Raw genomic sequence first — 11817 nt, forward strand, 5'->3', positions numbered from 1 at the left:
TCAAGCTGATACGCGCGGCTGGGGAGCCTCGTAGCGGACACCGGCCTTGGCGGCCAGGCCGGAGATCATCAGCTCCAGCCCGTACTGGAACTCCGCGTCGTGATCGCTGTCGGCCAGATAGGGCGCGGTCGCGGTCAGAATCGGGTCGCCGGAGGCCGCGATGGCTTCGGTGCGCTGCTGGACCTGGTCGCTGTCCATGGCGCCCAGATAGATGGCGTAACCCAGTTCGCGCATGATCGAGCCGACCATGAAGGCGGTGTAGCCGCGCAGGACGTGGACCATCTCCTCGGGGGCCAGGCGGAGTTCGTCGAGACAGGACAGCGTGGAACGCATGGCCTCCAGGGCGGCGGGTGACTGCGTGGGCCGGGTCAGCACCAGCGGGAACGCCTTCGGGTGCCGCTTGGCGGCGGCGCGGAAGGCGGCGGCGTGCGCCCGGATCCGCTTCTGCCAGCTTCCGCCCGTCTCCTCGGGAAAGGCGATACCGGCCAGCAGCGCTTCGGCGACGCCGTCGAGAAGGGCCTCCTTGTTCGGTACGTGGTTGTAGAGCGACATGTTCTCGATGTCGAGCTCCGTGGCCAGTTTGCGCAGGGAGAAGGCGTCGTGGCCATCGCGGTCGATCATCGTCACCGCTGCCGCGATCACCTTTTCGCGGGTCAGGCCGACCCGCCTGCCACGGCCGGTTCCTCGCGCCGTCATGCGTCACCTTCCCTTGACATCACTTACGCCGCAAGTCTAGCGTTCCGGCCCACAAGACTTGCAGTGCAAGTGTCACTGTGGGCGATCGCACTGGGTTCACGAGCTGACCAGGGAAGAAGGACTCGATCGATGAAACTCGCCTGGCAGGACACCGACGTCCTCGGCACGCCCACGCTCGGCACCCCGATCACCACCCTCGACGGCCTCGCGGACATACCCGGCGGCTACGGCGCACAGCTCGTACGGGCCCGTACGCGGGCGGAGGCGCTGCGTACCGAGTTCGCGGCGACCGGTACCCCGGACACCGTCACCACCTGCGACCTGGTGACCCTGCCCTATCCCACGAGATTCGGCCTCTTCCGCGCCTCCCGGGCCATCGCCCCGTTCCTCGCCATCACCAACCGCATGCTCGTCATCCGCTGGACCGAGAGCGACGGGCGGCGGCGGGTGCTCCTGTTCGAGCCGAGCGATGTCCAACTCGGCCGCAACACCCCGTACTTCGCCGCGCTGGCCCGCCGCACACCCGGCCCGGTGCGCTCCCTGATGGTCACCGAACACGGCACCGTCCTCGGGCATCTGGCCCGGCTCGGCATCGCGCCCGAGGACGTCGACTATCTCCTCTTCGACCATCTGCACACCCAGGACCTGCGCCGGTGGATCGGCACCAGCACACCCCAGCCGGATTTCGGCGACGGTCCGGTCGAGCCCGTGTTCCCCCGCGCCAAGGTGATCGTGCAGCGGGATGAACTGCTGGCCATGTCCGAGCTCCACCCGCTCCAGCGGCCCTGGTACCAGCCCGAGGCCTATCGGGACGTGCGGCTCGAGGCCTTGTACGCCGTCGACGGCTCGCTGCTCCTCGGCCCCGGTGTCGCCGTCATCTCCACTCCCGGCCATGTGCTGGGCAATCAGACCCTCCTGCTGAACACCTCCAGCGGCATCTGGGCGTCCAGCGAGAACGCCATCGCCGCCGAGTGCCTGGCCCCCGAGCACTCCCGCATGCCCGGCATCGCCCGCTGGGCTCGCGCCTGGCAGCAGGAGGTCGTACTGAACGCCAACACCATCGAGACGACCGCCGAGCAGTACAACTCGCTCATCGTCGAGAAGACGCTCGTCGACCGCGCCCAGGCCGACCCCCGCTTCCCGCAGTTCTTCCCCTCCAGCGAACTGACCGCCGCCTGGACCAACCCCGGCACCGGCCCCACCTTCACCCACAAGGCAGTGACCCACCGATGACCACCGTGATCAGCGACGAAATCCTCGCGGCCCGCCAGAAGCTGGTCCTGGACCACTTCCATGACGAGGTCCGCCAGGAGTGGGACGACGTCCTGGCCACCTTCCCGCATCCGCGCTACGAACTGATCCCCACCATGACGGTCCACGACGGCGGTACCGCCGTACGCGGCTACTACCGCGACAGCCGCCGCGCCTTCCCCGACCAGGACCACGAGATCATCGCCCTGCGCCACAGCGGCGACGCCGTGATCGTCGAGTTCTGGCTGCTGGGCACCCACCTCGGCCCGCTGGGCGCCATCCCGCCCACCGGAAACCGCTTCCGTGTCCGCATGACCGCGTACTTCATCTTCGGCGACGACGGAGACGGGGCTGAGAACCTCGTCTGCGAGCGGATCTACTTCGACAGCCTCACACTGCTGAAGCAGCTGATCGGCGGCCTGAACCTGCGCAACCCGCGCAACTGGCTCCTGGCCGTCCGCTGCCTGCGCGGACTCCTGAAGGAAGCCGGCGGCACCCCGCACCCCGCCCTCGTCAACACGCCGAAGGCGGACCTGTCGTGAAGGTCCACCACCTCAACTGCGGCACCATGCACCTGCGCGGCGGACCGCGGCTGGTCTGCCACGTCCTCCTCCTCGAAACGGACGCGCAGGGGCTCGTGCTCGTCGACTCCGGCTTCGGCCTCATGGACATCGCCACCCATGGCCGCCGTGTGGGCCCGGCCCGCCACTACATCAGACCGGCCCTGGACCCCGAGGAAACCGCCGCCCGGCAGGTCGAACGGCTCGGCTTCCACCGCGACGACGTCCGCCACATCGTCCTCACCCACTTCGACGCCGACCACATCGGCGGCCTCGCCGACTTTCCGCACGCCACCGTCCACGTCACCGCGGCCGAGGCACACGGCGCGATCCACGCCCCCTCCTGGCGGGAACGCCTCCGCTTCCGCCCCGCCCAGTGGGCCCACGCACCGAGCATCGTCGAACACAGCCCGGACGGCGAGGCGTGGCGCGGGTTCGCCGCCGCCAAGGAGCTCGACTCCGTCGCGCCCGGTATCGTCCTGGTCTCCCTCCCCGGCCACACCCGCGGCCACGCCTGCGTCGCGGTCGACACCGGCACCCGCTGGATCCTGCACGCCGGGGACGCCTTCTACCACCCCGGCACCCTCGACGGCCGCGTCCCCGTCCCCGCGGCCCTGCGCGCCATGGAAGCGGCCGTCGCGTACGACCTGAAACAGGTCCGCGCCAACCACGCCCGCCTCGGCGAGCTGCACCGGCGCGCGGAACCCGACCTGGCGATCATCTGCGCCCATGACCCGGCCCTGTACGAACGGATGCGGGGCGGTTGAGGGAAGAGCCCGGGTGCCGACCGCACCCGGGCCGAACGGCTGCCACCGGGACTACCTGGTTTACCACGGCTACCAGGGCACGAGCTGGTCCTGGTGGTTGAGGAATCGCAGGCCCGGTTCGCCGCTGTGGCGGTCGATCGTGTCCACCACGCCAGGGATGGACTGGTCGATGGTCAGCGGTGCGCCCGGTCCGCCGAGTCCGGTGCGTACGTGGCCGGGGCACATGAGCAGCAGCGTGTGCGCGGCTTCGGCGTACCGGGCGGCGTAGCTGCGCATCAGCTGGTTCAGGGCGGACTTGCTGGCGCGGTAGACATCCTGGCCGCCCTTGGTGTTCAGGCCGAGGCTGCCCTGGCGCGAGGACATGACGCCGATGGTTCCGGTCGGGGCGACCAGCGAGCGGAGGGACTCGACCACGCGCATCGGGCTGAGCGCGTTCGTGACCATGACCTCGGTGAACATCTCGGTCGGTACGTCGCCGATCGGAATGTTACCCCTGGTGATGGCGGCATTGACGAACAGCAGGTCGAGCGTGTGCTCCGCCAGGCGCTCGCGCAGCGCGGCGACCTCGTCCGGCTTCGTCATGTCCATCGACTCGACCGTGACCCGGCCCCCGGACGCCTCGGCCAGGTCGTGGAGGCCGGTGCGCCGCTCGCCCCGGACGGTGCCGATGACGTTCCAGCCGCGGTGGGCGTACTCGGTGGCGAGGCCGAGTCCGAGGGCGCGGGACGCGCCGATGATGAGCGCGGTCCTGGGGGCGCTCACGCCTGGACCGCCGGCTTGAGGACCTCTTCGCACCACTGGCGGAAGGTCGTCGGACTGGCGGTCTCGGGGGTGCGCCGCACGCCCTCGTCGATACCGTCGTCCTTGGAGCGCATCATGTCGACGTAGCCCTGCACGATGGCGTCGCCGACGCCGCGCCCGGTGAATGCGGCGCGGAGGTCCTCCAGCGACTGCCGCTGGTAGCGGATCGGACGGCCGAGCACCTCGGACATGATGTGCGCCATGTCGTTCGCCGAAAGGTCCTCGGGGCCCAGCACCGGGACCTCGCCCGTCCCCGTCCACGAGCGGTCCAGCAGCAGACCGGCGGCGGCCGCGGCGATGTCTCCGGTGGTGGCCGTCGGTGCCGTGCGGTCGGCGGCGGCGGTGTCGGTGAACACGCCGTCGTCGCGGATCGAGGCCACCTGCCGCAGCAGGTTGTCCATGAAGCTGGGGCAGGCGAGCGCCCGGTAGGCCACGCCCGTGCCCGCGATGAGGTCGTCCATGGCCAGCGACGCCGTCACATGCCCGGCGCGGCCGGCGGCGGGAGTGCCGCGGCCGAGCGCCGATACACCGACGACGTGTCCGACCCCGTGGACCGTGAACGCCTTCGCGGCGGCGCGGGTGAACCCGGAGTAGGCGGCGTCCAGGCTCGGTGCCCGCGGGTGCGGCGGAGCCAGCCAGAAGACGGCGTCCGCGCCGGCGAAGGCCCGGTCGACGACCTCGGCGTCGCCGTGCGAGCCGGTGACGACGTCGACACGGGCGCGGACGGCGTCGGAGAGCTTCCCCGGGTCGCGCACGATGACCCGCAGTTCTTCGCCGTGCTCGGGGGCCTCGTTGAGCAGGATTCCCAGGACCCGGCCGCCGATCTGGCCGGTGGGAGCGGTAATAACGATCATGTTGTGAGTCTCGGGGCGGGCGCCCTGTGGCGTCCAATACCTTCCCCGGCAATTGATACCTTGAGGGCATGGATCTCGATCTGCGCAAGCTCCGCTATTTCGCCGCGGTGGCCGAGCACCGGCACTTCGGCCGGGCCGCGGAGCAGCTCTTCATCGCCCAGCCGGTCCTCAGCCGCCAAATCAAGGCGTTCGAGCAGGAGTTGGAGTGCGCCCTGCTCATACGGACGACCCGCAGCGTGGAACTGACGCCCGCCGGGAAGCAGCTCCATGAGGAGGCGCGGCGGATCCTCGGGGCGGTCGACGCGGCGGTGCGGCGCGTACACGACGCCGAACGGGGCGCCCAGCGCCTCGTGGTCGCCTTCTCCCCCGGGCTGCGGGTGTCGGCCGCGATCCGGGCCTTCACATCGCGCCACCCGGACGTCGAGACCGATGTCGTCCCGGCCCACTGGTGGCAACCGGACGCGCCGCTCCGGGACGGCCGGGCCCAGGTCGCATACCTGCGACAGCCTTTCGACGCCTCGGGGTTGCGCACCATCCCCATCGGCCATGAGCCCAGAGTCGCCTGCATGCCCGTGACGCACCCGCTGGCGCGCCGCGAGAAGCTCACCTGCGCCGACCTCGACGGCGAGAAGATGATCGACGCGACGACCCGGCCGATGTCCTCGATCGAGGAGAAGTTCGAGCTCATCGCCGCCGGGCACGGTATCGCGCTCATCTCCATGAGCGCCGCGCGCTCCTACTCCCGCCCCGACCTCGTCCACCTCCCCGTCGCGGACGCCCCGGGGGCCGAGACCTGCCTGGCCGTCGCCGCCGACCGGCGCGAGAAGCAACTGCTGCGCGACTTCCTGGAGATCGCCACCGCGACGCTGCGGGGCGCCTGAGCGGGCTTCGTTTCACCCGCCCCGGCGCTGGAACTCGGTCATCAGCCGATCCACCACCACACGCAGCGGCAGGTCCAGGGCCCGGGCGGCCGATTCCACGTCGGAGAGCTCCGGTTTGACCGTACGGCTGCCGTCCCCGACCTCGGACACCTTGACGCCGATGTGCTGCCGTCGCCCCTCGGGTCCGATGGCCACGGTCACCGACCGGCGGGGCAGGGTGGCCCGTTGCCAGGACGACCAGCGCACGCCCACCGTGGTGGTGTGGCGGAACACCGTGTCGACGATCGCCTCCCGCAGGCTTTCGTCGCACAGCGCGGTGAGGACCTGTCCCTGCCGGCCGTGCCGGGCGGTGATGGCGCTCGTCCAGCAGTCCCAGGCGCCGGCGGCCCGGACGGCGGCGAGCACCGACGGCCACAGCTGCGGGTCCAGGTCGTCGATGGTGGCTTCGACGACGAGCACATCGCCGGACGGTCTGCGTGCGTTCTCCTGGAGGGTGCCGACGACGACCCGGGTGATGTTGGGGCGGTCGGCGGGGTCCCGGGAACCGCCACCGATGCCGACGCCGCGCACCGTCATGGCGGGGAACGCCCCGGGCCGGGCGAGCGCGGCGACCAGGGCCGCCCCGGTGGGGGTCGTGCGCTCCCCCTCCAGGTCCCCCTCGGTCAGCGGCAGGCCCGCTCGCGCGGCGATGCCCAGCACGGCCGGGGTGGGCACCGGCAGCCGGCCGTGCTCGGCGCGCACGGTGCCCCTTCCGGCCGCCAGTGGCGATGCCGTCACCACGGGATCTCCGCTGAGCAGCCCGAGGTCGTCCAGCGCCGCCGCGCAGCCCACGACGTCGGCCAGCGCGTCGAGCGCCCCCACCTCGTGGAAATGCACCGCTGTGGGGTCGATTCCGTGCACACCGCCTTCGGCGTGAGCGAGCAACTCGAACACCCGCCTGGCGTAGCTCCTGGCGCCCGGGGCCAGCTCCGCCGACTCGACCAGCGCGAGGACGTCGTCCAGGTGCCGGTGCGCCGGAGGTCCCGCGGGGACGCGGACCCGGGCGCGCAGACAGCGGAATCCGCCGCGTCGGCCGGGTTCCACGCGTACGGCGACGCCGAGGCCGAGCGACGCCACCGCGGCGGCGACCCGCTCCTGGTCCGCGCCCGTGTCGACGAGCGCGGCCATCAGCATGTCGCCGGCCAGCCCGGACGTGGCGTCGATCCAGCAGGCGACCCGCTCGGCCACGGCTCGCTCAGCCATGGCACACCACGTTGAGTATCTTCGCGACATGCACGGCGGCACCGAAGCCATTGTCGATGTTGACCACGGCCAGCCCGGGGCTGCAGGACGACAGCATGGTCATGGCGGCGGCGACGCCCCCGGTGGCCACGCCGTAACCGACGCTGGTCGGCACACCGACGACCGGGGCCGCGACAAGGCCGGCGACCACGCTGGGCAGGGCTCCGTCCATTCCGGCCACGACGACGAGACAGTCCGCCGCGCGCACGTCGTCCAGCTTCGCCAGCAGCCTGTGCAGTCCGGCCACTCCGACATCCGCCATCACCTCGGCGCCCACGCCCAGCGCCGTCAGCGTGGCCAGGCATTCACGGGCCACCGGCAGGTCGGTCGTGCCCGCGGTCAGGACCAGGGCATGTCCCGCCGGTGGTGGCGGCTCTCCTACGGTGACCGTCGCGGCCGTCCGGTCGACGCTCACCACCTCGCCCGGAAACGCCTCGGCCGCGGCGTCGAGGACCGCTTCGGGGCAGCGGGTCGCCAGAGCCGGGCCGGTGCGGTCGTGCGCCCGCAGCTCGGCCAGGAGCCGCAGTGTCCGCTCGGGCGGCTTGCCCGTACCGAAGACCACCTCGGGGACGCCCGTTCGCGTCCTGCGGTCCACATCGAGCCGGGCGTAATCACCGACTCCCAGCGCCCCGCTCACCGGCTCCGCTCCACCGGAGTGATCGGCAGGTTCAACGAGCCGGAGCGGAAGGGCCGTTCATCGATCTCCACCTGGTCGTAACCGGCGGCCCGCACGGCCGCCACCACCGCGGCGCGCTCCCCGGGGTCGCTCACCCGGGCGAGCTCCTCGGCGGCCAGCTGGACCCTGCCGAGCCGGCCGTGGTGCCGCACCCGCAGAACCTCGTAGCCGAGCCGCTTCAGCGCCAGCTCCGCCCTGTCGACCTGCGCGAGGACGGGAGCGCTGACGGCCGTGCCGTACGGAAGGCGGGAGGCCAGACACGGGGAGGCCGGTTTCCCGGCGGAGGGCACGGACAGGTCGCGGGCCAGCGCCCGGACGGCTTCCTTGCCGAGACCCGCCTCCAGCAGGGGATGGCGTACACCGTGCTCGGCCGCGGCGCGCAGTCCCGGACGCCAGTCGCCCATGTCGTCGGCGTTCGCGCCGGACAGCACCGCCGCGTAGCCGCGCCGCGCGGCGAGTTCGTCCAGCCGGTCGTAGAGCTCGGACTTGCAGTGGTAGCAACGGAAACGGTCGTTGCGGCGGTAACCCTCCCGGGTCAGCTCGGCGGTGTCGACGACCTCATGGGCGATACCGACCGAGGCGGCCACGGAGCGCGCCCCCTCGAGCTCACCGGTGGCGAGCGCGGACGACACGGCCGTCACGGCCAGCGCCCGTGGCCCGAGCGCCCGCGCCGCCACCGCCGCCACCAGTGATGAGTCGACGCCGCCCGAGAAGGCGACGACGGCACTGCCGACGGCGCCGATGCGCGCGGTCAGGGCCTCCAGCGGAGTGGTGGTGTGCACGGTCAGCCCTCCTTGGGTTTCTTCGCCTTCGCGGCGGCGATCAGCTCGTCCGGCGGCCACCCGTCGTCGAGCGCCTGGCACACCCGCAGAAACGCCCCCGGATCGCGGCCATGACGGCGGGCGGCCAGGGTGATCGGCTCCCGTGGGGCTCCACCGCAGTAGACACAGCCCACGCCTATCGCGGACAGCAGGCGCATCGCGGAGCCGTCAGGATGCCGCCTGATCAGTTCCGTGATGGTGGTCGAGCCCCGGACCGGTGACCGGGGTGGCCCGTCCGGATTCACCGCGGCGCCTCTTGCGGGAAACGCAGGGGCTGGGCGTCCAGCCGGACCAGATCGCGGGGCAACTGGTAGCGGGCGAAGGGCAGGATCGCCACCTTGGCGTCGGGGCCGTGGCGCTCCATCGCCGCGGCGAACGCCGCGTCCAGCGAGGTGGTGGCGTCGATGCCGATGTCGTCCGCCATGGCGAGGTTCTCTTCGAGGGTGACCAGCGTCAGGTGCTTGCGCACCATGACCTCGTAGATCGGGGCCCAGATGCAGCCCGCCCACATCTGGATCTCACGGGCGTGGATGTCCCCCAGCAGCCGGTGGTATCCGGCCTCGGAGGGTGGCATGTAGGGCTTCATCAGGTCCATCAGGGCCAGGCCGGGGAAGAAGCCCGTCTCGGTCCGCACACCGGGCGAGGGACTGGTGTAGATGATGGTGCCGCCGTCGCGCACCACGTAGTCGGCGGACATGCAGCCCCAGCCGGTGTGGAAGAACAGGTGGTCGGTGGGCGCGAACACCCCGCAGATGACGATGTCGGCCGGACCGCTTTCGGCCACCGGGCTGTCGAAGGTGTAGATCTCGTTGAACCGCTCGATGGTCCTGCGGTGCGACACCGGATGTGCCCCGAAGTTCATCTCGATCACCTTGCCGCGGGTGTCGAGCAGGACGTCCAGGGTCGCGGTGAGGCCGGCCATCGTGGCGATCTCGTCGATGTCCGAGCGCATCGGTCCGGCCAGTGCTCCGTAATGCGTCTGGGGCGACATCACGAAGTTGCCGTGGTTGGCCTCGATGGTGATGTCGGCGCACACCCCCGGCATGACCAGCTTGCCGCCTCCGCCGTAACCCCAGTGGTTGGCCTGCGCCTGTCCGATCGCGATCACCACGTCGTGGCCGGTCACGGACTCATGCACCCATGCGGGCGTGCCGCGCGAGGTGACGCCGAGGTGGGTGTAGACGTCGTAGTTGAGGGGGTCGTTCTGGAGCAGCGGGATGCCCAGCCGGGCCATGCGCGCGAGGTTGTCCCGGCCGACCTTCTGCTCGATGTCGCGCTGCGACATCGATATGACCTTGCCGTTGCCGGTGATGACGGTGGCCTTGGTGGTACCGGCCCGCTCGATCTCGTCGAGTACGGCCGGAAGGATCTTCGAGGCCGGGGTGGGCCGGAACTGGTTGTCGATGATGACCGTGATGCTCCGGCCGCCCTCGAGCAACTGCGCGAGACTCGGCCCGGCCACCGGGTTGGCCAGTGCGCGCCGCGCCTCGTCGGTGGTGTTCTTCACCGCGGGGGGTTCGTCGGGGTAGACCGCCGCGAGCAAGTTCCGCTCGGGGATGTCGAGGCCGAGTTCCTCGCGGCGGACGTTGCTCTCGTCGTCCATGACGCCGATGGTCAGCGGGTCCAGCGACTCGTAGGGAATTCGTGCGTGGAAAGTTCCGGTCATCGTCGACCTCTTCGCAAGCGGCGCAACCATGCTCAATGGACCATATGTTTAAGACGGTTGATCAATATATCGGAAGCTAGGCGAGATTTCAGATCCTGTCAACGCATCCTGTCAACGCCTCCTGTCAACGCCTCCTCGCCACGCTCGCGCATGCGGCGGCCCCGTCACAGACCGCTGCCGACCTGCTCGGCCCGTTCCGGCCGCCGGCCGAAGGACACCGAGCCCCGGGTTTCCGGAACGGCGATGAGCGTGACGACGAACACCAGGCTCGCCCCGGCCAGGAAGAACACCAGCCGCGAGGGCACATCGGTGAGATCGGGACTGAGCAGGCTGACGAAGGTCGGCATGAGCCCGCCGAGCATGAAGCCCAGGTTCCAGCTGACCGCCGTTCCCCTGGCCCGCAGCTCCGTCGGATACCGCTCGTTCAGGAAGATCATCAGTGGCGCGTAGGCCGCGTTGGACAGCATCACCATGAGCACGCACAGCACCGCGACCACGGCGCCGCGCTCTCCCCCGGCCGCCGCGATGGCCCACACCACGGCCGGCAGGGCGAGGAGGTTGCACAGCCCGAATCCCAGCATGGTCCTGCGCCGGCCGATCCGTTCGCTCAGCTCCCCCGCCCCGATCGCCGCGACCACCACCGCCAGGCTGGACACCAGGAGGATGAACCCTCGCATGCCTTCGGTGACGGGCACGATCTCGCTGAGCAGGGTGGGCAGGAAGCCCGACGTCAGGTAGTACTGCGCCCCGCCACCGGCCGCGACGGCGACGTTCAGCGCGAGGATCTTCTTGCCGTTGCCGCGGAGTAGTTCACGGAACGGCACCGGCTCGGGGGCCCGGTCGGTATCACTTCCCTCCCAGGCCGGTGATTCCTCGACCTTCCTGGCGACGAACAGGCTCAGCAGCGCGCCGCCGAGCCCGCAGAAGAACAGCACCCGCCAGCCCCAGGCGTCGAAGGCCGGGCCGGGAAACGCCGCGGAGACACCGATGTACGCCACGCTGGCCAGCGCCCCGCCCAGGCCCGCCCCGCCGGCACCGATCAGTCCGCTCATCAGCCCCCGCCACCGCGGGCCGATGCTCTCCGTGCCCAAGGTGTGCGTGGTCGCGGTGACGCCGCCGACGAACAGGCCCTGCACCACCCGGAGGGTCAGGAAGAGGATGGGAGCGAGCACACCGACGGCGGCGTAATCCGGCACGAGTCCCATGGCCGCCGTGGTCAGGCCCACGCCGCTCATCACCACGACCATGGCCTTTTTGCGGCCTCTGCGGTCGGCCACTTCGCCGAAGAGGGCGGCACCGGCGGGACGCATGACCACGGTGACGGCGAACGAGCCGAACACCGCGGCCATCCCGAGTGTCGGATTGGATGTCGGGAAGATGCTCTCGCTGACCGGCCCCGCGACGTAGAGCAGCAGGAACAGATCGAAAAGGTCGAACGACCACCCCGCGACCGAGGCGAAAACGGCGGCACCTGGCGACTTCGCGGGCTGTCGGGTGGCGGGACTCATGGTGTTCTCCTCGTCTCGGAGTGGGCATACGGGAGGGCCCCGTGGCTTCGGCGGG

The 11817-nt window shown here is 70.8% G+C and carries 13 protein-coding genes; 4 read left to right on the forward strand and 9 right to left on the reverse strand.

Translation table 11 applies throughout. The annotated features are described in order from the left end of the window. The gene (locus tag LIV37_RS02670; protein WP_020865550.1) at window positions 1–696 is read right to left on the reverse strand and encodes a TetR/AcrR family transcriptional regulator C-terminal domain-containing protein; all 696 of its coding nucleotides are present in this window, start codon (window positions 694–696) and stop codon (window positions 1–3) included. Window positions 697–825: 129 nt separating this feature from the next. Between LIV37_RS02670 and LIV37_RS02675 the strand changes: the two genes are divergently transcribed. Genes LIV37_RS02675 through LIV37_RS02685 form a run of 3 tightly spaced genes read left to right on the forward strand, consistent with a single transcriptional unit; the run spans window position 826 to window position 3274 of the window. Then, window positions 826–1929 (forward strand): MBL fold metallo-hydrolase, encoded by a 1104-nt coding sequence (locus LIV37_RS02675; RefSeq protein WP_020865551.1) that lies wholly within the window; start codon window positions 826–828, stop codon window positions 1927–1929. After that, window positions 1926–2489, forward strand: a complete 564-nt coding sequence (locus tag LIV37_RS02680) for an ester cyclase (protein ID WP_020865552.1) — start codon at window positions 1926–1928, stop codon at window positions 2487–2489. Before LIV37_RS02675 ends, LIV37_RS02680 begins: the two co-directional genes overlap by 4 nt. Then, a complete protein-coding gene (locus LIV37_RS02685) occupies window positions 2486–3274 on the forward strand; it encodes an MBL fold metallo-hydrolase (RefSeq protein ID WP_020865553.1) in 789 nt (262 codons plus the stop codon). Before LIV37_RS02680 ends, LIV37_RS02685 begins: the two co-directional genes overlap by 4 nt. A 69-nt stretch (window positions 3275–3343) precedes the next feature. Here LIV37_RS02685 and LIV37_RS02690 read toward each other — a convergent pair whose 3' ends face one another. After that, window positions 3344–4036 carry an SDR family NAD(P)-dependent oxidoreductase gene (locus tag LIV37_RS02690; RefSeq protein ID WP_020865554.1) on the reverse strand — a complete coding sequence of 231 codons (693 nt, stop codon included), beginning with the start codon at window positions 4034–4036 and terminating at the stop codon, window positions 3344–3346. Further along, window positions 4033–4929 (reverse strand): NAD(P)H-binding protein, encoded by an 897-nt coding sequence (locus LIV37_RS02695; protein ID WP_020865555.1) that lies wholly within the window; start codon window positions 4927–4929, stop codon window positions 4033–4035. Before LIV37_RS02695 ends, LIV37_RS02690 begins: the two co-directional genes overlap by 4 nt. 68 nt (window positions 4930–4997) lie before the next feature. On the opposite strand from LIV37_RS02695, the gene LIV37_RS02700 reads away from it, so the two are divergent. Further along, entirely contained in the window at window positions 4998–5810 is an 813-nt protein-coding gene (locus LIV37_RS02700) for a LysR family transcriptional regulator (protein WP_020865556.1), read from the forward strand. A 12-nt stretch (window positions 5811–5822) separates the two neighbouring features. Here LIV37_RS02700 and larC read toward each other — a convergent pair whose 3' ends face one another. From larC to LIV37_RS02730, 6 genes are all read right to left on the reverse strand, one after another. Next, a complete protein-coding gene (gene larC, locus LIV37_RS02705; RefSeq protein WP_121825887.1) occupies window positions 5823–7052 on the reverse strand; it encodes a nickel pincer cofactor biosynthesis protein LarC in 1230 nt (409 codons plus the stop codon). Continuing rightward, entirely contained in the window at window positions 7045–7728 is a 684-nt protein-coding gene (gene larB / locus LIV37_RS02710; protein ID WP_020865558.1) for a nickel pincer cofactor biosynthesis protein LarB, read from the reverse strand. Before larB ends, larC begins: the two co-directional genes overlap by 8 nt. Beyond that, window positions 7725–8549 carry an ATP-dependent sacrificial sulfur transferase LarE gene (gene larE / locus LIV37_RS02715; protein WP_020865559.1) on the reverse strand — a complete coding sequence of 275 codons (825 nt, stop codon included), beginning with the start codon at window positions 8547–8549 and terminating at the stop codon, window positions 7725–7727. Before larE ends, larB begins: the two co-directional genes overlap by 4 nt. 2 nt (window positions 8550–8551) lie before the next feature. Further along, window positions 8552–8746, reverse strand: coding sequence for a hypothetical protein (locus LIV37_RS02720; RefSeq protein ID WP_121825886.1), 195 nt, complete (start codon window positions 8744–8746; stop codon window positions 8552–8554). An 83-nt stretch (window positions 8747–8829) separates the two neighbouring features. Next, window positions 8830–10254, reverse strand: coding sequence for a lactate racemase domain-containing protein (locus tag LIV37_RS02725; RefSeq protein ID WP_020865561.1), 1425 nt, complete (start codon window positions 10252–10254; stop codon window positions 8830–8832). Window positions 10255–10418: 164 nt separating this feature from the next. Then, window positions 10419–11762: an MFS transporter gene (locus LIV37_RS02730; RefSeq protein WP_020865562.1), complete on the reverse strand. Its 1344-nt coding sequence runs from the start codon at window positions 11760–11762 to the stop codon at window positions 10419–10421. Window positions 11763–11817: the final 55 nt, after the last annotated feature.

It is taken from the genome of Streptomyces rapamycinicus NRRL 5491 (genome assembly GCF_024298965.1).
Classification (GTDB): Bacteria; Actinomycetota; Actinomycetes; order Streptomycetales; family Streptomycetaceae; genus Streptomyces; species Streptomyces rapamycinicus.